Source organism: Sinorhizobium meliloti (assembly GCF_017876815.1).
GTDB classification, from domain to species: Bacteria; Pseudomonadota; Alphaproteobacteria; order Rhizobiales; family Rhizobiaceae; genus Sinorhizobium; species Sinorhizobium meliloti.
This window is the reverse complement of sequence record NZ_JAGIOS010000002.1, coordinates 1,298,713-1,318,964: the sequence shown is the minus strand read 5'-3', so window position 1 is coordinate 1,318,964 and position 20,252 is coordinate 1,298,713. Positions and strand designations below refer to the sequence as shown.

The 20,252-nt window shown below is 60.4% G+C and carries 17 protein-coding genes and 2 pseudogenes; 10 read left to right on the top strand and 9 right to left on the bottom strand.

All coding sequences use genetic code 11. The annotated features are described in order from the left end of the window. Window positions 1–89 precede the first annotated feature (89 nt). On the bottom strand, window positions 90–1,964 hold the full coding sequence (locus JOH52_RS25065) for an adenylate/guanylate cyclase domain-containing protein (RefSeq protein WP_014530657.1): 1,875 nt from the start codon (window positions 1,962–1,964) through the stop codon (window positions 90–92). A gap of 274 nt (window positions 1,965–2,238) precedes the next feature. On the opposite strand from JOH52_RS25065, the gene JOH52_RS25060 reads away from it, so the two are divergent. Beyond that, complete coding sequence (locus tag JOH52_RS25060; protein WP_014530658.1) at window positions 2,239–2,451, top strand: hypothetical protein; 213 nt, start codon at window positions 2,239–2,241, stop codon at window positions 2,449–2,451. Window positions 2,452–3,094: 643 nt separating this feature from the next. On the opposite strand, the gene JOH52_RS25055 is transcribed toward JOH52_RS25060, so the two are convergent. After that, complete coding sequence (locus JOH52_RS25055) at window positions 3,095–4,381, bottom strand: ABC transporter substrate-binding protein (protein WP_014530659.1); 1,287 nt, start codon at window positions 4,379–4,381, stop codon at window positions 3,095–3,097. A 147-nt stretch (window positions 4,382–4,528) separates the two neighbouring features. On the opposite strand from JOH52_RS25055, the gene JOH52_RS25050 reads away from it, so the two are divergent. From JOH52_RS25050 to JOH52_RS25030, 5 genes are all read left to right on the top strand, one after another. After that, window positions 4,529–5,557 carry a LacI family DNA-binding transcriptional regulator gene (locus tag JOH52_RS25050; protein ID WP_014530661.1) on the top strand — a complete coding sequence of 343 codons (1,029 nt, stop codon included), beginning with the start codon at window positions 4,529–4,531 and terminating at the stop codon, window positions 5,555–5,557. After that, window positions 5,554–7,407, top strand: a complete 1,854-nt coding sequence (locus tag JOH52_RS25045; RefSeq protein WP_014530662.1) for a DUF2264 domain-containing protein — start codon at window positions 5,554–5,556, stop codon at window positions 7,405–7,407. Before JOH52_RS25050 ends, JOH52_RS25045 begins: the two co-directional genes overlap by 4 nt. Beyond that, window positions 7,404–8,414: a hydroxyacid dehydrogenase gene (locus tag JOH52_RS25040; RefSeq protein WP_014530663.1), complete on the top strand. Its 1,011-nt coding sequence runs from the start codon at window positions 7,404–7,406 to the stop codon at window positions 8,412–8,414. Before JOH52_RS25045 ends, JOH52_RS25040 begins: the two co-directional genes overlap by 4 nt. After that, window positions 8,411–9,220, top strand: a complete 810-nt coding sequence (locus JOH52_RS25035; protein ID WP_014530664.1) for a sugar phosphate isomerase/epimerase family protein — start codon at window positions 8,411–8,413, stop codon at window positions 9,218–9,220. Before JOH52_RS25040 ends, JOH52_RS25035 begins: the two co-directional genes overlap by 4 nt. Window positions 9,221–9,545: 325 nt before the next feature. Continuing rightward, window positions 9,546–10,034 (top strand): GNAT family N-acetyltransferase, encoded by a 489-nt coding sequence (locus tag JOH52_RS25030; RefSeq protein ID WP_014530665.1) that lies wholly within the window; start codon window positions 9,546–9,548, stop codon window positions 10,032–10,034. A 588-nt stretch (window positions 10,035–10,622) separates the two neighbouring features. Here the strand turns inward: JOH52_RS25030 and JOH52_RS25025 are convergent. Together JOH52_RS25025 and JOH52_RS25020 are read right to left on the bottom strand one after the other, a co-directional pair. Continuing rightward, window positions 10,623–11,261, bottom strand: coding sequence for an NrsF family protein (locus tag JOH52_RS25025; RefSeq protein ID WP_014530666.1), 639 nt, complete (start codon window positions 11,259–11,261; stop codon window positions 10,623–10,625). Window position 11,262: 1 nt separating this feature from the next. Further along, a complete protein-coding gene (locus JOH52_RS25020) occupies window positions 11,263–11,799 on the bottom strand; it encodes a sigma-70 family RNA polymerase sigma factor (protein WP_014530667.1) in 537 nt (178 codons plus the stop codon). 249 nt (window positions 11,800–12,048) lie between these two features. Between JOH52_RS25020 and JOH52_RS25015 the strand changes: the two genes are divergently transcribed. The 4 genes from JOH52_RS25015 to JOH52_RS25000 are packed head-to-tail and all read left to right on the top strand — an operon-like array spanning window position 12,049 to window position 14,635. Further along, a complete protein-coding gene (locus JOH52_RS25015; protein WP_013845873.1) occupies window positions 12,049–12,372 on the top strand; it encodes a BufA1 family periplasmic bufferin-type metallophore in 324 nt (107 codons plus the stop codon). A 32-nt stretch (window positions 12,373–12,404) separates the two neighbouring features. Further along, window positions 12,405–13,334, top strand: coding sequence for an MNIO family bufferin maturase (bufB, locus tag JOH52_RS25010; RefSeq protein WP_014530669.1), 930 nt, complete (start codon window positions 12,405–12,407; stop codon window positions 13,332–13,334). Next, entirely contained in the window at window positions 13,321–14,121 is an 801-nt protein-coding gene (locus JOH52_RS25005; RefSeq protein WP_014530670.1) for an HvfC/BufC N-terminal domain-containing protein, read from the top strand. Before bufB ends, JOH52_RS25005 begins: the two co-directional genes overlap by 14 nt. After that, on the top strand, window positions 14,096–14,635 hold the full coding sequence (locus tag JOH52_RS25000) for a DoxX family protein (protein ID WP_017272394.1): 540 nt from the start codon (window positions 14,096–14,098) through the stop codon (window positions 14,633–14,635). Before JOH52_RS25005 ends, JOH52_RS25000 begins: the two co-directional genes overlap by 26 nt. A 580-nt stretch (window positions 14,636–15,215) precedes the next feature. On the opposite strand, the gene JOH52_RS24995 is transcribed toward JOH52_RS25000, so the two are convergent. From JOH52_RS24995 to JOH52_RS35240, 5 genes and pseudogenes are all read right to left on the bottom strand, one after another. Then, window positions 15,216–15,584: a PRC-barrel domain-containing protein gene (locus JOH52_RS24995; RefSeq protein ID WP_013850982.1), complete on the bottom strand. Its 369-nt coding sequence runs from the start codon at window positions 15,582–15,584 to the stop codon at window positions 15,216–15,218. Window positions 15,585–15,876: 292 nt separating this feature from the next. Next, window positions 15,877–16,482, bottom strand: a pseudogene (locus JOH52_RS24990) (flavodoxin family protein); the annotation flags it as partial. A gap of 126 nt (window positions 16,483–16,608) precedes the next feature. After that, on the bottom strand, window positions 16,609–17,346 hold the full coding sequence (gene istB / locus JOH52_RS24985) for an IS21-like element helper ATPase IstB (RefSeq protein WP_012477343.1): 738 nt from the start codon (window positions 17,344–17,346) through the stop codon (window positions 16,609–16,611). 12 nt (window positions 17,347–17,358) lie between these two features. Continuing rightward, window positions 17,359–18,888, bottom strand: coding sequence for an IS21 family transposase (gene istA / locus JOH52_RS24980; RefSeq protein WP_209566067.1), 1,530 nt, complete (start codon window positions 18,886–18,888; stop codon window positions 17,359–17,361). A gap of 193 nt (window positions 18,889–19,081) precedes the next feature. Then, window positions 19,082–19,594: pseudogene (locus JOH52_RS35240) on the bottom strand (NADPH-dependent FMN reductase); the annotation flags it as partial. Window positions 19,595–20,252: the final 658 nt, after the last annotated feature.

Below are 20,252 nucleotides of genomic sequence, written 5' to 3'. Positions count from 1 at the left end.
GCTTGAGCGTAGCGCTTGGACGTCTCAAGCCATCGCCCCGGATCTCATTGGCCTGCCTAAGTTGCCGATAGTCTCCGCCGCAGTCTCTCTCACCCGAGGAGTTCAAGGACCATCGGGAACCGGGGATGGTTACGGAGCGGGTCGAGGTCCGAGTCGTATTTTACCCACCTCTTCGTCTCATGGGTGGCCCCCGGGAGAAGCTCGATTAGCAAGTCGATGGCTCGATCAGGTTCGCCCTGGAGCGAATAAAAACAAGCCACGTTATATTTGGCAAGGCGATCGTCGGGATCAATCGCCAAAGCGCGTACCGCCCATTCCTTAGCCCGATCAAGCTCACCAAGTGCCGCAAGCCCTACAGCCCCCAAATAGGCGGGTCTTGGATTTTCCGGACGCATCATGAGCTCACGCTCGGCTCGCGCCACTCCTTCCCGCGCCGCGGCGTTCATTTCTTGCTCGCGCCCGAGCGACCGGAGAACGTTAATGAGCACAAGCAAGGATTGGTAATCGTCAGGTTTGATGTCTGCGGCGCGCTGGAAAAGCCGGGCTGCTTCGTCCAGCTTACCCTGGGTGAAGCAGGCTCGGGCATAGAAATAATGGGCTTCAAACAGGTCGGGATCGAGGGCAATCGCCTGATCGAACTCCGCCATCGCTTCCGAATGTCGCTCACGAAGCGACAGAGCCAGGCCGAGTGAAGCGTGCGCTTCTGCGAGACCGCTCTCAAGATCCAGCGCCTTTGCGCTGGTTGCCAAAATGCCGTCGATCGACACGTCAGCGTTGTAGTGAAGGAAGAGGAAGGAATCGCAATCAGCAATTCCCGCGTAGGCCCGCGCATAAAGTGGGTCAAGTTTGACCGCCATGGCGAACATACGCTTCGCCAGAACGTAATGCGACTTTGAGTGCCAATGCAGGAATTGGCGTCCTCTCAGGTAATAGGCATAGGCCTCGAAGTTCCCGGTCGGCACTCGACCGATGTCCTTCTTCTCCTCTGGGAGCAGCTTGACCTTCAAGTGGTCGACAATGGTATGGGTGATCTCGTCTTGAAGGGCGAAGATCTCGGTGAGATCCCAATCGTAGCGATCGGCCCACAGGTGACCACCGCCCTTACCCTCAACAAGTTGCGCGGTGACGCGCACACGTGAGCCGACCCTACGGACGCTTCCTTCTAGGATATAGCCAACCCTGAGATCCCGGCTCACCTCCTGCACCTTCACCGGCTTATTCTTGTAGGTATATGCCGTATTGCGCGCGACAACGAACAGGCCGGAGATTTTCGACAGGTCGGTAATGATGTCCTCGGTGATCCCGTCGCTGAAATACTCTTGCTCAGGGTCGCCGCTTATATTGTTGAAGGGCAGGACCGCGATGGACGGCTTCTCAATCTCCCAGGGCTCTCGGGTGCCTGCATCCGAGCCGACCGTTCTTTGAGCCGCCGGAAAATCCAGAGAAATGCTGTAGGCTCGCACCGGCCGGTCGATGTTCTTGAGCGCCTGCTCGCCCATGTCCTCAAATCGAAGATCCAGCCTGTTGCCGACGTTATCGCGGACGGCCGCAGATACCGCGATACCGCCAGGCGCCGCTATTTTTTCAAGTCGCACAGCAACGTTGACGCCGTCCCCGAAGATGTCGTCGCTTTCAACGATCACGTCTCCAAGGTTGATGCCCATGCGAAGCTCGATCCGGCTTGGCCGCGGCACATCCACATTGCGCTCTAGCATTCCCCGCTGGACCGTCGCAGCGCAGGTGACCGCATTCACGACGCTTGGAAACTCCGCCAGAAATCCATCGCCGGTGAGCTTCACGATGCGCCCCTCATATTCGACGATCTTGGGGTCGATCAGGTCCTTTCGGTGCGATTTCCATGCCGCATGAGTACCCGCCTCATCCCGGGCCATGAGGCGGCTATAGGTCACTACGTCTGCGGCAAGGATGGCCGTCAGACGTCTGTGCATGGTCGGATCGTCCATGTGACCACCCAGTTTTCGTGTACTGCCACGCTCGGGGTGCCATGTCCCAGGCCAACCCAATAATACTCCAGCGCCTAGTGAATGTCTCTGGCTGGTGTGGCCAAAACGGCCAAACTTGCGCTTCCCTCGACTCCAGAAACACGCAGGGACTCGGAGTCAAGATCGAGAACGGCGAAGAAGGTATTTCGGTTCAGAAAATCTGAACCTCTGCCTTGATCTTTCCATGATTAGCTTTCGATAATACTCTTGCCAACAGGATCGCAGGGAGCGGCCAATGGAAGAGTTCGAGCCGGTTCTCGTCAGAAATGTCCATCACTCTGATTTGGAGAGGCTTTGCAAATCCGTAAAGACCTATGCGGGGTGCTATGTTCTCAAGGATCCAAGCAGCGAAGCGGAAACAGCCGGTCTCGACGCCCACTGCTGGTTCCCTTCACGCGATGACAGCATCCTGTTCCAGCTCCAATGGGCTGCGCCTAACCACGCCTAGGGAACAAACCTTCTTGGACGATGAGAGCGGCGCTCCGTCGTATTTGTTCGGCTCGCCATTTGGGGTAGGCCCAATACATCGACGGAATGATCATTCTCCTGGTGATATGCGGATTTGCAGCCTCCGGCCACGCGTCTATGGCGGCTAATCCGGCTGTGACGTCCTAAACAGCCACGCTGGTGCATGTGACCTTGAGCATCTCGTCGGTTGCTCTCCGTTTATCGACCTGTTCGCGGTTGCGGCGATCACGGTCGCCTGCGGCACCTTCATCGCCTCACGGCCGGCCCCGAATGGAAAGTGACCAGAGCCGTCGCCCATTCAGTTACGTGCTCCAATTGCGGCTTGGGGCAAAGCCTATCTCCACCGCTGTGAGGTTTGGCGAGCCAGCGACTTCATCTGCGACCAGGATCGACATAGCGACGATGAAGACGGCAACCCCGAGGCCCGCTGAACTTCGACGTCCATCCCTCTCCCCTATGCGACACAGGAGCAAGGCCACGGAGCCTAGCCTGGGGCAACGTAAAGCGCTTCGGAAGAAAAGTTTTGGCGGCTTTCGTCCTTTAGCTTCAAAGAGGTAGATCGTTTCTCCGTTTCGATGGCACAGAGAAACGATCTAATCGGAAATCCGCTGGCACCGGCCGGTTCAGCCGGCGCGGACCGTGGCCTTGCCTTCGTCGACCAGACGCGTGGCGGCCTCGTCGATCGAAATGCGCTCAAAGGCAAGTTCATCGGCGATAGGGCGCAGCACGCGCTGGTCGAACTCGGTCGATCCGAGCGGCGCCGGCGACGGATAGCCGCCCACCTGATCCTTGAGGGCGTTGATGTATTTCACCGTTTCCGTCTCCGTCGGGTTGAGCGACGGCAGGATGGCTTCGCGAACCGTCGGCGACATGGGTACGCCGCGCTCGACGCCGAGGATCTTGCCGGCCTCGACATCGTTGACGAAGAAGTTGATGAACTTGGCGGCCGCTTCGCCGTGTTCAGTCGATGCACCGATGCTCCAGATCAGCGCCGGGCGATAGTAATGGCCGGAGGGGCCGCCTTTCTCGGCGCGCGGTAGCATGCCGATGCCGAGCTTGCTTTTCATGATGAGTTGGTAGCCGACCATCTGGTTCGAATAGGCCATGCCCATCGCCGAGTAGCCGAGCGCCAGGCAGTTGGTGTCGATGGTGTTCTGATCGAGCGTCTGAATGTCTGCGCCGACGGTGCCGCCGCGCTTGCGCAACTCCTCCCAATAGGCGTACCACTCCTTCGCCTCCTCGACCCTGAAGCCGAGACCCGTGTCGGTGTAGAGACTGCTGCCACGCTGGCGGAGCCAGGCATCGAAGACATAGGCATAGCGTGCTCCATAGGGTCCGCCCCAGACATTCTTCTTGCCGGCCGCCTTGGTCATCTCGATGGCGATGTCGGCATATTCCTCCCAGGTGGTGTCGACCCCTGGCGGCGTGATCCCGGCTTTGGCGAAGGCATCGGCGTCGTAGAACAGCGCGAAGGAATTGAGACCGAGGCCGACACCCCAGAGCTTTCCGTCCACCGTCGTCAAATTCAGCACGTCCTTGCCGAAGGCGTCGACGTGGAGCGCCGAAGAGATGAAGGGATCGAGCGCCATGCAGGCGCCGCGCTTGGAATAGTCCGAAATCGTACTGGGCTCGAGCTGGAAGATATCGGCAATGGCGCGACCGGCCATCTGAGTGGCGAGTTTCGTCCAGTACCCGTCGCCGCTCAAGCTCTCGCCGACTATCCTGATATCCGGGTTCTTCTCCTCGAAAAGCTTGGCGACCGCCAAGGTCCGCTTCGAGCGGTCGTTGGATCCCCACCACATCGCGCGCAACTGCACGGTCTCGGCCGCAAGGCCTGACTGGGAACCAAGGGCGATACCCGTCGCTGCGCCAGCCGCGCCGATCATGAATCTGCGTCTGTTGAGTAGCATTCTAGTCCTCCCCTGTGCTGCCCTGCGCGGCACTCTCCTCCAGCACCTGCAGGTCTCAATTAACGCAAGAGCTTATGCAAAAATCTTCATTGCGCAATATTTCTTTTCGATCTTGCAAATTTGCATTGATTGCGCAATGTTTGCGCCATGATAGAAAGACCCTCCAGAAGACTCCGCCAAGCTGACATTGCCGCACAAGCAGGAGTTTCAGTATCTACCGTCTCACGCGCCCTCGCGAATGAGCCCGGCATCAGCGAGGATGTCCGGGTACAGATTCTCAAGGTCGCAAATGACCTCGGCTACCCCCTCAAAGCAGATGCTGCGGCAGCACCTCGCGCGCTGGCACTGATCGCGAGCAACGGCGTCACGGGCAGTCTGAGCGCATTTTACCAGGGCATTGTCGATGGCCTGCGCTCCGAGGCGACCGAGCAGGGCATGTCTTTCGACATTCGCCTCGTGAACGAGGCGAAGGCTACGCCGCAAGCCGTTGGCGAACATATGCAATCGGTTGGTGCGCAAGGGCTTTTCCTGGTCGGCATAGATCCCTGTCAGGCGCTTGCGGAATGGCTCGTGGAAAGCCACACCCCCGTCGTCCTTGTCAATGGCGTCGATCCGCAATTACGCTTCGACGGTGTCTCGCCGCCGAACTTCTTCGGCGCCTTCGCGGCGACGCGGATGCTGCTGGACGCCGGCCACCGGCGTATCCTCCACCTGACCGGATCGCATCGGCATACGATCCGCGAGCGCGTGCGCGGCTTCGAAGCGGCGGTCGCTTCCGTGGATGGCGGCCATGCGCGTGTCATCCGCCTGCCGTTCGCGAACAACTCCAGCGCCGAAGCCCATGCGGCAACGCTCGCGGCTCTTGCCGAGGACGAGGGTTTCACCGCGGCCTTCTGCATGAACGACTTCATCGCCGTGGGCGTTCTAGAGGCGGTGACCGAACTCGGCCGGCGCGTACCGGACGATTTCGCGATCATCGGTTTCGACGACCTGCCCTGCGCCGACATGGCCAATCCGCGCCTGTCGACGATGCGTGTCGACCGCGCAGCGCTCGGCTGCGAAGCGGTCGCCATGATGCAGTTTCGCTTCCGCCATCCGGGCGTGCCCGCCCGGCATGTCACTCACGCCGTCGTCCCGGTGCCCGGCGGCACAATTGCCACGAAAGACAATCCATGACCTATGATCCCGCCAGCGCCAACCCGCTTGCCGGAAATCCGCTTGAGACACGCAGCGACATGCAGCGCGCGCTGCTCGATCTCTTCGATCCGCTGCTCCCCTATTTCTCTGAAGGAAATGCGCGAGTCCGTCTCGACGCCGCAGCGGCTCATTTCGACCGGGCCGCTGCCGATCTGGAGGGTTTTGCGAGGCCTCTCTGGGGTCTTGCTCCCTTTGCTGCAGGCGGCGGAAATTTCGCGCATTGGGACCGCTACGCGGAAGGGATCGCCAACGGCACCGACCCTGGACATCCCGAATATTGGGGACAAGTGAACGGCCGGGACCAGCGCATGGTCGAGCTGGCGGCCCTCGGCTTCGCGCTGGTGCTGGCGCCGGAGAAGCTGTGGGAACCCTTAAACGGGCGTGAAAGAGACAATCTCGTCTCTTATCTCCTCCATGCCCGCAAGTTCGACTATGCCGACAATAACTGGAAGTTCTTTCGCGTTTTCGTCGACATCGCTCTCGATCGCCTCGGCATCGAGCACGATCGCAGCCTGACGAAGGCCTATCTCACCGAACTTGACGGCTTCTATATCGGTGGCGGCTGGTATCGCGACGGCAATGTGCGGCGCGTCGACCACTACATCGCCTTTGCAATGCACTTCTACGGGCTGATCTATGCGCGCCTTGTCGAAGACGACCATGCGAAACGGTATCGCGAGCGGGCGGTGGCCTTCGCCCAGGATTTTCGCCACTGGTTTGCCGAAGACGGAGCGACCCTCCCCTTCGGCCGCAGTCTCACCTACCGCTTCGCCTGCGCCGGCTTCTGGGCAGCACTGGCCTTTGCCGACCTCGAGGCTCTACCCTGGGGCGAGATCAAGGGGCTCTGCCTCCGCCACCTCAGATGGTGGGCAGACAAACCGATAGCGGATCGGGACGGCGTTCTTTCTATCGGCTACGGCTATCCGAACCTCCTTATGTCGGAAAACTACAATTCGGCCGGCTCGCCCTTTTGGGCCTTCAAGGCTTTCCTGCCGCTAGCCGTCAGCGAAAACCATCCATTCTGGACGAGCTCGGAAGTCCCGCTCCGGCGGCTGGCCGAACCGGTAGTCCTTCGCCACCCGGGCATGGTCATGATACCCGTCAAAGGGGACGTGGTGGCGCTCTCCTCCGGCCAGGAAAACCGCCAGATGCGCTTCGGCTCTGAAAAATATGCGAAATTCGCCTATTCGGCGCGATACGCCTTCAGCGTCGAGAGCGACGAACGGGCATTTGCCGGCGGTGCCTTCGATTCGATGCTGGCATTCAGCGACGACGGCGTTCATTATCGGGTGCGCGAGGCCAATAAGGAGGTGCGGCTTGCGCACAATGTGCTGTTCTCCAAATGGTCTCCCTGGCCGGACGTCGTTGTCGAGACGTGGCTTGTTCCGGCTTCGCCCTGGCATGTGCGCGTGCACCGGATTGCGACGCCGCGGCCTTTGGAGACGGCCGAAGGCGGCTTCGCCATTCCCCGACGGGATTTCGAGGCCGACGCGCTCACCGCCGCGGAAGGGACGGCCCACGCAATCGGCGCGGAAGATTTCAGCGGGATCCGCGATCTCGGTTCGACCGTCCCGCGCGAAGGCCGGATCCAAAAGGCGCCGCCCAACACCAATCTGATTGCCGCAAAAACCCTGGTGCCGCAGTTGCGGGCCAAAATCCCTTCTGGGGAAACCATCCTCGCCTGCGCTGTGCTTGCGGCCCGCAACACTTCCGCCGTCGCCGAAGACTGGTCCAATCCGCCGGCGATGCCGGACATGGCGGTGCTCGACGCGCTTCGGGCGGAAGGCTTGACCGTCAGCGCAATGCAAGCGCCCGGATCAGCGCCATGACCCTCCCGACCGTCGCCTTTGCGATGCAGCCGGAAAGGACGCGTTATGTTCTGACGCCGGAGCTTCTCGCGCGGCTAGATGCCTTCGCCCGAATCCTGGATCAGCGGCCGATGACGGAGTTCGCCGATGAGCGGTCGCAGCGTTTGTTGGCCGAGGCACAAATTTTGGTGACCGGCTGGGGCGCGCCGTTCATCGATGCGGCCGTCCTCGCCCGGACGCCGCGCCTTCGCCTCATCGTCCATGCCGCCGGCACGATCAAGGGGCTGGTCGACGAGAGCGTTTTCGATGCGGGGATCCAGGTCAGCCACGCGGCGGAGGCCAATGCCGTACCGGTCGCCGAGTTTACCCTCGCAGCCGTTATTTTTGCGGGCAAGCAGGTGTTCCGCTTCCGCGATGTCTATGCGGCCGACCGTGGACGCGAGCGCACCCAGATCCTGCAGGGCGAAGCGGTAGGAAACCATCGCCGCACGGTCGGGATTGTCGGCGCATCGCGGATCGGACGCCGCGTGATCGAACTGCTGCGTCTCCTCGACTATCGATTGCTGCTTTATGATCCGCTAGTCAAAGACGCCGAAGCCATGGCCCTCGAGGTAGAGAAGGTCGACCTTGATACGTTGATGGCCCGCTCCGATATCGTGTCGCTGCATGCGCCGCTGCTACCCGAGACCCGACACATGATCGATAACCGCCAGCTCGCCCTTATGAAGGACGGCGCGACGCTGATCAACACGGCGCGCGGCGCGTTGGTGGATGAGGCGGCACTCATCGAAAAACTGCAGTCGGGCGCGATCAATGCCGTGATCGACGTTACTGACCCCGAAATTCCGGACGAAAATTCACCACTTTACGACCTGCCGAACGTATTTCTGACGCCGCATATCGCAGGCGCCATCGGTCTGGAGCGCATGCGCCTCGGTGAAATGGCGGTTGATGAAGTGGCGCGGTTCCTCGAAGGCAGGCCGCTCCTGTTCGAGGTCCACAAGCCTGATCTGGGGCGCATGGCATGAACGCTTTCGAACCGGCTCTCTGCACGGTAACCTTCCGCAAGCTGCCCGCCGACGAAATTGTCGCGCTAGCAGCGAAGGCGAGGCTCGCCGCGATCGAGTGGGCGGGAGACGCCCATGTTCCTCCGGGCGACACGTCCACCGCCCGCACGGTCGGACACCTGTGCGAAAGCGCGGGTCTCAAGACCTCCTATGGCTCCTATGTCGCGCCGCCGACCGACGATCTTTCCGCCCTCGCGCCCGCACTGGCAACCGCGGTCGCGCTTGGCGCCTCCAACATCCGCATCTGGCCCGGCACGCGCCAGCGCGCTTCGAGGGGTTACAGCGCCGATGAACGGCGCGATGCAGCGGATGCGATTCGCGACATGGGCGCGGAAGCCGCTCGGCATGGCATCACGGTTTCGCTCGAATATCACCCACAGACCCTGACGGACGAGACGAGCTCGGCACTCCGACTTATCGAGGCGGTCGCGCATCCGAATGTGTATCTCTACTGGCAGCCGAGGCCCGGGCTCCCACTCGTCGAGGCACTCACGGAGATCGCCAGCATCGGCGCGCATGTCTCCCATGTCCATGTCTTCGCCTGGGACCACGAACGCAAGCGCTTTCCCCTGGCATCCGCCGAAGGCTACTGGCAAACGGCTTTGGCCACCATGCCGCAATCGCGCTGGACCGGCCGGCGATTTGCCATGCTTGAATTCGTGGCGGGAGACGATCCGGCGGCATTTCTGGCGGATGCGGCGACGCTGAGAAAAATCCTAAAGGCCGAGTTTCCGCCAGGCGCCTCTGCCATTGCAGACGGAAATTGACTGCTTTACCGGCCACCGTCTGTAAAGACGGCGAAACGCTTGAAGCGACGAAGTCCCAGCCTACCCCTTCACGTGCCCGAGGCCTTCAACGATCTTTCCGTACCGGACACACATAATGTTTACCGCGGCGGCGCCTGCTCGATACCGCTGCCCGCCTCTTCTACGCCGAGGGAATGCGCGGCGTGGGCATCGGCTGCATCATCGCGGAAGCGTCAGGCCCTTGTTCAATGTCTGGTTCGCCTCCGCGACCAGACTTCGTGCGCCGCAGCTTGACCGTCCCAAAAGAGCCTATTTCTACCGACCAGCGACGTGCTAGGCTTGTTAAATGACGGCGGCCAACCGATACAGTTTTCGCAAAGCGACGGTGGATGATCTGCCGTTGCTTACAGCATGGCAATCGAACCCGCATGTCCGCGCATGGTGGGGCTCAGATGAGTCGTACGATGCAGCAGACTTGGCTGATCCTCGGGTGGCGCGTTGGATTGTTTCAACCGCCGAACGCCCCTTTGCGTTCATGCAGGACTATACCGTCCACGGCTGGGAAGATCACCATTTTGCTAAGCTTCCCAGGGGATCGCGGGGAATCGATCAATACATAGGAGACCCCGAAATGATCGGTCTTGGGCACGGATCAGCATTTATCGGAGCGAGAATGAGGGCTCTCTTCGATGCGGGTGTACCCGTTATCGCGACCGATCCGCACCCGGCCAATGAACGGGCGATCGCTGTCTACAAGAAACTGGGTTTTGAACCGTTCGGAGCACCTCTAGAGACGCAGTGGGGCTTGATTTTGCCAATGCTTGCAAGGCGGTAAGCGGCACACCATCATTCGCCGCTTCGACCGCTGAGACATGGCCGGCCGCGCAGGACCTATCCGCTCGGTGGCTGAAACAAAGCGTGACCCTTCATGAATACGCAGCCTAGCGGAGTACGATCGTGGTGCCGCGCGCGGCAATTCGAATGTAAAAAGCTGAGTATGGTCGCAGCTAACGCGGTCCGACCCAGGGCCAATCTGGATTCCAGCCCGCTTGTTGTCTCGTATAGCCCTGCGCATGGATCGGCGGCAAACTCCAACAAGCCAATAAAATGGCCCGATCCGCTCAACGTTTTCCCGCTACTCGCGCGCAACCGCAAAGGGGTGGCCCTCTCCGGCCCTGTCTGGACGGATTGCTTTTGCCGTGAACATACAATCGGGATTGAAGCCTGCTCTGGATCGCGATGATTTTAGATCGGGCGATCTAAAATCATGAAGGAAATCGCTTCTAATAAGTTGAGACGCGGGACGCGGGCGGAAAACCGCACTCACTTTTCCTCATCCAGCTCTGAGCTTCGCAAGCGGCGCCGCAGCAACTCCGATCGCAGTAGCGATTTTGAAATTATTGCGCCGGCGCTGGCCCGCTACTCACCAGTGAATTACGCGGCGAGCGGCAAATGCCCCTGCAATGGCCAAAATTGCCACCGCCATCGTGTACCAGGTTGCGACGAAAAGCGGAGAGTCGTCCGTGCAATGCGAGGCATAGAAGGCCGCCGCAATGCCGCCGGCAGCCAATCCGGCAGCTGCGCCTGAAACCGCGGGATGAGAAGAAGCCCCATAACGCAGCGCAAGGAGCAGCAGAGCGAGGGGCCCGATGCCGATCAGCGGGATGAAGCTCAGGCACACGAGGCTGTTCGTTCCGACGAGCCTCGCGGACCATGTGCTCGCCGGCATGGCGATGAGCTCGGCGAGGACCGCTATCGCGATCAGCGCCGGAGCGACGATCAGAGGGGGCAGCAAGTCGCTTGGCTCGGTTTCCGGCCGCGACAGCGCACGCAGTGCACTGAGGGAGCTCGCGGCAAGCGCGATCGCCACCACAATCTTGAACGGGAAGCGCAGCGTCTGCATTGCGCTTGTAATATCCGGCCTGGGCCCGAGAAGTACGAAGAAGACGCAAGCAGCGAGGGCGATGGCGATGACAGCGGCACCCGTCCAGACGAGAGTCATCGGCATCCCGCTTCGCTGGTTGTCCGCAGCCAAGGCCTTGATGAGTTCCTGCGTTTCCATATCACTTCCGTCCAAATCGCCTGGCGATGGCAGCAAGACCGCGGTGGAGCGCGACGCGAACTGCGGTTTCATTCATGTCGAGGCTTCTTGCAGCCTCGGCGATCGTACGTCCCTCGACCGATATAGCAGTCACCACCGAGCGTTGGCCGGGCGTCAGCACCTCGAGCGCGCGGCCAATCTCCCAGTCCCGGGTGGTTTCCGCCTCTTCCGTCGCGAGATTGCCTTCAACCTCACTGAGTTGCACGCGAGAATGACGGCCATGTCGTCGTAAGGCGTCGACGAGCTTGTGCCTCGCGATTGCAAAGAGCCAAGGCTTCACCGGTCCGTCGGTCCGCCAAGTATGGCGCTTTAAATGGACCGCCAGCAGTGTCTCCTGGACGATGTCCTCGGGATCGAGACCGACAGACGCCACTCTCCGGCGCGCCCAGATGCGAACAAGGGCAGCCGCACTTTGGAGGAACTCGCTGTAGGCCTTCTCGTTGCCACCGAGCGCCGTGCGAAGGAGCCCGGCGAGATCGCCGTCGTCCGCGCCGTTCACCTGCACTTCCTCCCAATTCGCCGAGTTTCGCTACTTGTTACATGTCAGCGCGGCAAATGTTTTGCCGCAGGTGGGCCGTGGGAGCAGAAACATCTGTCTTCTTAGTCTTCCCAAATTCGCCGCAAATTCAAATGGGGCGGCACTCACGAAAGCGTGTAACCGCAGAATGTAACATCGCTCCCGGTGGCTGCGAATGACGGACTGTGCGCCGAAGCGAAGGTGCATGCAGCAACGATGGAGAGAAGGATCATGTCTACCAGAAGTTCGATCAATACCGCCATGCTTGCCGGCGCTGTGGCGACCGCGCTGTCGTCGCTCGCAAGCGCCGCGCCGCTTTCGCAGGCCGAGGTCAAGGCTGCGATGGATGCAGGAAAGGAGAAGTGCTACGGCGTCGCGCTCAAGGGTCAGAATGATTGCGCTGCCGGCCCGGGCACGACCTGCCAGGCCACGTCGACTGTCGACTACCAGGGCAATGCCTGGAAATTCGTCGACGGCGGCACCTGCACGACAATGGAACTGCCGGGTGATCGCAATGGCTCGCCTGAACCGCTGACACGCGACGTGCCGTCTTAATCGCAACGATGAGCCGGAAAGTGGAGGCGACAGTGACGGAACTGACTATTCACGCGGATCGCGCTCAGCTGGGAATTCCTCTCTTTCCGGCGCATCCGGTCGATGGGCTGGCTGGCACCAGCTTTAAGCACCAGCATCTGCCGGCCATTCTCGCTGACGACGAGTGGACTGGCGGCTTTTTCGAAGTTCATGCGGAAAACTACATGGGAGCAGGCGGCCCGCCGCATGCCGCACTGACGAAAATACGCGAGGACTATCCAGTCTCGCTTCACGGCGTGTGCATGTCTATCGGTGGGCCGCAGTCATTGGACAAAGGTCATCTCGCCCGCTTCGCTGCCCTCGTCAAGCGATACGAGCCGGCGCTCGTCTCGGAACATCTGGCGTGGTCGACGCACGACACGACCTACTACAACGATCTCTTGCCCTTACCTTATACCGAGGCAAGCTTGCAGCGGGTCGCAGAGCACATCAACGAGGTACAGGAGGTGATCGGACGGCCGCTCTTACTGGAAAATCCCTCGAGCTACCTGCTCTTCAAGGAATCGACGATGAGCGAAACGGCGTTCATCCGGGCACTGGTGAGACGCACAGGATGCGGTCTGTTGCTTGACATCAACAATGTCTTCGTTTCGGCCGCCAATCATGGCTTTTCCGCCCTAGACTATCTGTCCGACTTCCCGATGGCCCATGTCGGCGAGATTCACCTGGCCGGTCATACGGAGCAGCAGGATGACGAAGGCGATCTCCTGCTGATCGACAGCCACGACAAGCCGGTAGCCGACGCGGTGTGGAAGCTCTTCGACGTGGTGATCGCCCTATGTGGCCCGATTCCGACGTTAGTCGAATGGGATAGCGCGATACCGGACTGGCCAATATTGAAACGTGAGGCGCAGGCCGCCCAAATGCTCATGAACCGCCATGCTGCTGGCCTCCGACAGGAGACATTGCATGTGCGAGGTTAGGGACTGTTTCCTAGAGGCGGCCGACGACCTCGACTATCCTGCCCCGTTCGTCGCCGGGCTACTCGATCCCGCTTGCCCAACACCGACGCTCCTTACGGGCCCTCACAGCAAGGCAGCCGACAGGCGCTTCAATGTCTACCGCAACAATGTGACGGTAAGCCTCATCGAGGCGCTCGCTGCCACGTTCCCAGCGACGAGGCGCATCACCGGCGACGCATTCTTCCGGGCCATGGCCCGGTTCCATATCCGCGAGATGCCACCGAAATCGCCGCTCCTCTTCGAATACGGCCAGGATTTTCCCGATTTCATAGAACGCTACGCCTATGCCAGGCCGATGCCGTGGCTAGCCGACATCGCACGGATCGAGCGGGCCTGGCTCGACGCCTATCATGCGGCAGACGCAGCCGCCCTGCTGCCGCACGTGTTGGCGACGGCAAAGCCCACTGAACTCGCCAACCTGGTCTTCGAACCGCACCCGGCGACCGGCGTCGTCCGCTCCGCCTATCCAGCAGTGACGGTGTTCTTGGCAAATCGCGGGGATGGTCCAGTCGGGCGCATCGAGGCTAGTGTGCCGGAAACCGCGTTGATTACGCGGCCGTCGCTCGAGGTGGAGGTCCGCGCTCTTTCGCGGGGGGTCGACATCTTCGTCGGCAGTCTCCTTGAAGGCGAACCATTCGGACGTGCTGCGGTTGCGGGGCACGCTTGCTGCCGGAATTTCGATCTCGCGACCGCCATCAGGGTGATGCTGGAGGCCGGCGCTTTTGCGGCTATCCGCCATGGAGGGTGAAAAGGTGACCTCGGTACGAACCTTCCTCGCCAGACACAGAAACCGGAAAGTGAGACGTTGGGCGGCCAAGATCGATGGCATGATCGCCGCCATCGCCCCGGCATCACTCGCCCAACTCGCCTTGCGATTGGCGCTTGCCGTGCCCTTCTGGCGCTCCGGCCTGGGCAAATGGGATGGCTTTCTTGAGCTCAACGACGTTGCCGTTCTTCTGTTCACGTCGGAATTCCAGCTTCACCTGCCGGGAGGCCCCTATCCTTTCCCGGCACCGGCGGCGACTGCCTGTGTGGTTGCCTCCGCCGAAGTTATGCTGCCAATCTTTTTGGCCTTGGGCTTGGCGACACGCCTTGCCGCGCTTGGCCTCCTCGCAATGGCCATCGTCATCCAGCTCACCGTTCCGGATGGCTGGCCCATTCATCTGACTTGGGCGGCGATGGCGCTTGGTTTGATTACCTGGGGCGCGGGGAGGCTGTCGCTCGACCACTGGCTGGTGTCACCGGGTGGGTCAGCAAGATAAGCGGCCGGAGCATAATCCGAAGCCGAGCTGCTGGACGCGGCAAGGAGCGTATCCTGTCTGATGCAACAAGGGCTACCTTAGAGAGCGGGCGCCTCGACCGGACATCCATGCTGCAGCCGATAATCAGCATGCGCATCATCGGTTCCGAGTGGATCGACGGTCAGCTCGTGCGCAGTTCCTTCGACACTGCTTTAACCGAATAGACTTCGTCAGCGACCGTTCAGGCCGGAAACGGTCCGCTCATGCTGCCGACTTCAAGAAGTCGAGGACGGGAGCCGTGCGCTTCGGATCAATTTCGGAAGTTTCGGCTGTCACGACCCTTTGCAAGACGAAGGGGTCGGCCGCGGTACGCGCGTCATACGCATCACGACTTTCCCCATGTCATCCGAGCGCCGATAGACCTTGAGCTCCCATCCGCGAAACTGCCCAAAGCAAGCGCCTCGTTGCTATCTGGCCGTACCCAGCACCTCGACGTCCTTCGTCGCCCGCTCTTTCGTTGGACAGAAACGGCGGACCACAGACTCCGCCGCGACAGCGTTCAACAGTGAAGAGGCGGCGGTCGGCTCGGACCAACGGTGGCTCATACCCAATACGGTGCGATTCCGTAGTAGTCGTAGACGCGGCGGCCGCTCTCGGGACTCCAATCGTAATCCTGGCCCGCAGGATATCTCGGAGCACCCTCGACCTGCTCCTTGGTGATGTTCACTTGGAACCCACTAAGGTCCGTATTGTAATCAAGCATTTCCCATGGAAGCGGGTAATGCTCATGTCCAATACCGAGTATGCCGCCGAAACTCATCACAGCATATGCGACGCGGCCGCCGCGCTTTTCCAGGATGATCCGCTCGATAGAGCCGACGTTTTCCCCATTCATGTCATAGACGGCGGTGCCTACCACCTTATCGCTGGCGATAAGATCGTGTGATTCGTGTAGATCCGGGTTCACCATCTTCGTTCCTCCTTAAGGCTGGCGTAACAGAGCAGGTGCCTAACGGGGCGTCAGGCAACTTGTTCCTTCGATCGATGCATCCTCACTGAGACATGGACCGTCGGGGGGGCCAGAATCATTGGCGAGGCGGTCGGATAGAGCAATCTTTGCGGGCTGAGCGCTGCACTCTGATTCGAGGGCAGAGCATTGGGGGTCCGGAGCTCCGCCGATGGTCTATTCGGCTTGCGGACGACCGGATGCCTTTCTGCCGGGGTAATCTCCTGCAAAGGCGTAAATAACCTCAAACCTTCGACTACTTTTGCCGTGGCGCCGAAAGCTGTCTTCCTGCCGAAACCAGCTTTCCGGCTCGCTTGGCGCTAACCGCCTCAACCAATGTTCGCGCTGCGTTGCGTACCTCTTCCTGCACCGCCTCGTCGGCATCCAATTCTTCATGGCTCAATGCGTAGGGTTTCCAATAGCCGATATACCGATCCAACTCCGCCAATGGACCGGCGGGTTCCAGATGCATGTAGCAAAGCCAGTCTGACAGGCTGCGCCGAACGTTCTCCGCTCCCTCCACGTCACCATGAACGATAACTGAAAAGAGCCGTCCTGCGAGATGCCGAGGGTAGTTCCAGCCTTCGAGCTCGAGCGCCTTGGCAAGCTTCGCATCTTTACCCTGCGTTGCGGTCGGATCCGGGTTGCCGCCGTCAGCGCAAACCAACCGGTCCATCATCAGTTTTATCGGGGACGAGACCTGGTACCAATTGACCGGGGTGACAATCATGATGCCGTGGGCCTCGACCCACATCGGATAGATCTCGTTCATCCAGTCGTCGACCTGTCCAAGCGAATAGTTGGGATAGCAAGAGCATGGCCAGTGACAGAGCGCCGGCGAAGTGGAAAAGCAAGCCTTGCATGCCGATTCCGATGAAGCCGCCCCTTTGTTCCGAGATGATTGCGCCCCCGGTTTCCGGGATGATCTCGCCCCCTGTTTAGTGGGGTCTGCAGGCGATGATTGTTGTCAGTTCATTCAGGCGAGGTGTCAAGCTTTGCGCGGTAGATTTCGGCGCAGACTATCGCCGCTCAATTCGATGCGGTGGGCATTGTGGACCAACCTGTCGAGTATGGCATCGGCGTAGGTTGGGTCGCCAATGACGCCGTGCCATGCGGACACGGGAAGTTGGCTGGTAATGATCGTTGATTTGCGTCCATAGCGATCTTCGAGGATTTCCAGCAGGTCGTGGCGGGCCTGTTCGTTGAGCGGCTCGAGCCCCCAATCATCCAGTATCAGGAGCTGAACATGGCCTAAGGTCCGTTGCAGGCGGGCGTAGCGGCCATCACCACGCGCGAGCGCAAGCTGGGCAAACAGCCTTGGGACACGCTGATAGAGAACTGAGCGATCGTCTCGGCAAGCCTTGTGGCCGAGAGCGCAAGCCAACCAACTCTTTCCGACACCCGAGGGTCCGCAAATGGCCAGATTGTCATGGGCGTTGATCCAGTCGCCACCGAGCAGCTTCATGAAGAGAGCACGGTCGAGGCCGCGGTCGGCGCGATAGTCGACATCTTCTGGGGTGGCCTGGTGGCGAAGCTTGGCAAACCTGAGGCGTGCCGCAAGCTTCCGATCGTAACGGGAGCTCCACTCCCGTTCGAGCAGCAGTCCGAGCCATTCGGCGTGCGAGAGATGTTCGGCTTCGCCGTTGGCAACAAGTTCGCCAAAGGCCTTTGCCATGCCGGCCAGGCCCATGGCATTCAATTTATCCAGTGTTGGATGGGCAAGCATCTTTCGTTCTCCTTAGTGGTAATAGCGAGGTCCGCGGATGTTGGCGTGATGGATCGGTTCATGCGGCGCCGCTCCATTTGAGGCAGCCGTCCGGTCAAGGTGATTGTCGAGGATGGATCGCACCGAGCCATAGGTTCGTGCGCCAATCTCCAACGCACGGCCGCAAGCGGCATTGACCCTGTCGCGGCCGAAGCTCTTGTTGAGGCGGATGATGCCGAGGCAAGCTCGAAAGCCCTGCTCGGGATGAGGCCTGTCGGCAAGAATGCGCTCGCACAACAGCGCAACATCCGGCCCCATCGCAGAGGCTTCGCGTTGAATCCGTTCAATCGTCCAGTCGGCAAAGCGGCGATGCGCAGAGGGCATATGATCGGGGATCGTCGTGTGCTTGCCGTTGCCGCTGGAGCGCCGGTGAGCGGCAATTCGCTCGCCCTTGTGGAAGATCTCGATCGTATTGGCGGTGATACGAGCCTCGACCTGCTCGCGGGCAAAGCGATAGGGAACGGAATAATAGTGCCGCTCGATCTCGACGTGATAATCCAGCCCGGCGCGCCGGATACGCCATTCGGCAAAGACATAACGTTCGACAGGCAGCGGTCGCAAAGCCGGACGATCAAGCTCCTCGAACAATTGGCGGCGCGTGGCGCCGACACGGCGCAGAACGCGCTTATCATTGAGATCATGGAGCAATTGGCCAATCGCCGCATTGACCTCGGCCAAACTATAGAAGATGCGATGGCGCAGCCGGCCCAATAGCCAGCGTTCGACGATACGAACCGCAGCTTCCACTTTCGCCTTGTCCCGCGGGCGTCGCGGCCGCGTCGGCAAGACGGCGCTGCCATAATGGGCCGCCATCCCGCAATACGTCCGGTTGACCTGGGGATCGAAGTGGCAGGCCTTGATGATCGCTACCTTGGCATTGTCGGGAACCAGCAAGGCTGGCGCACCGCCAAAGTACTCCAGCGCCAGGATATGGCATTCAATCCAGTCGGGAAGCGCCTCGCTCCAACGTGCCTGCGCATATGAAAGGCTGGATGCTCCCAGAACCGCCACGAACAGGTGCGCCTGCCGTGTCTTGCCGGACAGCCGATCAACGACAACCGTGACCGTGTCGCCGGCGTAGTCGACGAACAGCTTGTCGCCGGCCGCGTGATCCTGCCGCATCGTCACAGGCAACTTCATCGCCCAGCCGCGGTAGAGGTCACAGAAGCGACTGTAGCGATAGCCCTCCGGATAACGGCTGATGTATTCGTCCCAAAGGATCTGCAGCGTCATATGCTTGCGCTTCAGCTCGCGGTGGACCTGCGCCCAGTCCGGCTCAGGGCTCCGACGATGACCCGTCTTCGTCCCGGCTGCCTTGTAAAGCGCCGCTTCCAGGACTGCATCGCTGACGTCGTCACCCAACGGCCACGATAGCTCCGCAATGGCCGCACGCCGAAGCGTCTCGCGCACCGTCGATGGCGCAGCTCCAACCCGAACCGCGATCGACTTGTGGCCAAGTCCTTGTTCGAAGCGATATCTCAATATCTCGCGGACACGCCGCATCTCCAGTCTCTCCGCAGGCATCCCGTTCCTTCCTCGTCACGTCGAAGGAAGAAACTTCACACCAGCAGAACACCCACGCCAGATGCTTTCCGATGGGGGCGGCATCATCTCGGAATCAGGGGGCGACTATTTCTCGGAATTGGGGGGCGAGATCATTTCGGAATCAGGGGGCGGATTGCCTCGGAATTTGCACCTTGCAGGGGTGGATCATTCGCCCGTATTCGGCGGCAAGGCGATGTAGTTCGAGGACTGTCGTCTTGACCCCGGCCGCCTGATCGATCGCTTCTTGTGCGATCCGCATCAGCCGATAGGATTTCGACATTTCGCCGGGACAAGTGTGCTCGCTACGGGACGACCCGCTGATCAATGGATGCGCGCTGGACCCCTGGCATCCAGGTGACGCAATTGCGCGGCGTGAACCGCATCACGCGCTGCAAGCCAGTCGATGGAAAGCTCGTACTCCGGATCCTTGAATGGGGCCGCCGGCCTTTTGGGTGCGAGGCGCTTTTCGCTGATGCTCATAGGCATCCCAAGCCGCCGAGGCTACCTTATCCAGTTCCGACCGAAGACTGTCGAAGGCAGGATCCTGAAACCGGTTGAGGAAGCGACGGCGAAACTCGGCTTCCTCCAACCGCGGACTTGGCGTTCCCTTTCGCGGCTCCAGCAGCGCCGATGAAAGCGTTATCCGAGAGTTTTTTACCATCATCCCACGACCGTAAAGTGGCAGGTCTGCCTGTAATCGAGCAGGAAGGCGTTTGTTCCGGGCGCCGATTTTCCGTGACCCCGAGAGCGATTGCCGAAGTCGACGCATCAAGCTCAGGCGCGTTCGCGCTGAGGCAGCCGAACACAGAAGTTGAAGCTTACAATCGGCCCCGCTGTCGCCCACCGATGGTCGGTCGCGCACACTCTCCGACAGACGGGATTTCAGCCGGTCTTTCCAGTGGCGCAGCAGCGAAACAATCTTCCTCCCCAACGGTTAAAACGCTGATCCCAGGAATGGGATTTGTTGAAGGGAATTGAATATTGCCCCTTATTGGAGTGCGCCCCTTGGACATAGAGCAGGCTATTGATTGCCAGTCTGCCGAAGATGTTGATCCTTGGCTTTTGGGGCCTAAGTAGCCGCGCTGAATGGAGCCGTCGTTTGTTGTAGACCTCCTCGATAAAGTCGAGAAGGTTTTCGGTGATCACTTCGAAGGGTTCGAACAACAATCGGATATCTGTCCTCGCGATCGCCTGAAAAACCTGGGTTCCATTCGATTGCGCAGCGTTTTCCCATTCTCACGGGGCGTCGACAAGGCGCACCTCCTTATCGGCGCATTTTTCCGTTGTGGACCCGGCAGAGATTAAGCTCGTCAGTTCGCGGA

What these genes read in the sequence shown, in the direction of transcription:
- JOH52_RS25065 (WP_014530657.1), bottom strand. Translation starts at nt 1,964, where the DNA reads ATGGACGATCCGACCATGCACAGACGTCTGACGGCCATCCTTGCCGCA.
- JOH52_RS25060 (WP_014530658.1), top strand. Translation starts at nt 2,239, where the DNA reads ATGGAAGAGTTCGAGCCGGTTCTCGTCAGAAATGTCCATCACTCTGAT.
- JOH52_RS25055 (WP_014530659.1), bottom strand. Translation starts at nt 4,381, where the DNA reads ATGCTACTCAACAGACGCAGATTCATGATCGGCGCGGCTGGCGCAGCG.
- JOH52_RS25050 (WP_014530661.1), top strand. Translation starts at nt 4,529, where the DNA reads ATGATAGAAAGACCCTCCAGAAGACTCCGCCAAGCTGACATTGCCGCA.
- JOH52_RS25045 (WP_014530662.1), top strand. Translation starts at nt 5,554, where the DNA reads ATGACCTATGATCCCGCCAGCGCCAACCCGCTTGCCGGAAATCCGCTT.
- JOH52_RS25040 (WP_014530663.1), top strand. Translation starts at nt 7,404, where the DNA reads ATGACCCTCCCGACCGTCGCCTTTGCGATGCAGCCGGAAAGGACGCGT.
- JOH52_RS25035 (WP_014530664.1), top strand. Translation starts at nt 8,411, where the DNA reads ATGAACGCTTTCGAACCGGCTCTCTGCACGGTAACCTTCCGCAAGCTG.
- JOH52_RS25030 (WP_014530665.1), top strand. Translation starts at nt 9,546, where the DNA reads ATGACGGCGGCCAACCGATACAGTTTTCGCAAAGCGACGGTGGATGAT.
- JOH52_RS25025 (WP_014530666.1), bottom strand. Translation starts at nt 11,261, where the DNA reads ATGGAAACGCAGGAACTCATCAAGGCCTTGGCTGCGGACAACCAGCGA.
- JOH52_RS25015 (WP_013845873.1), top strand. Translation starts at nt 12,049, where the DNA reads ATGTCTACCAGAAGTTCGATCAATACCGCCATGCTTGCCGGCGCTGTG.
- JOH52_RS25005 (WP_014530670.1), top strand. Translation starts at nt 13,321, where the DNA reads ATGTGCGAGGTTAGGGACTGTTTCCTAGAGGCGGCCGACGACCTCGAC.
- JOH52_RS24995 (WP_013850982.1), bottom strand. Translation starts at nt 15,584, where the DNA reads ATGGTGAACCCGGATCTACACGAATCACACGATCTTATCGCCAGCGAT.
- istB (WP_012477343.1), bottom strand. Translation starts at nt 17,346, where the DNA reads ATGCTTGCCCATCCAACACTGGATAAATTGAATGCCATGGGCCTGGCC.
- istA (WP_209566067.1), bottom strand. Translation starts at nt 18,888, where the DNA reads ATGCGGCGTGTCCGCGAGATATTGAGATATCGCTTCGAACAAGGACTT.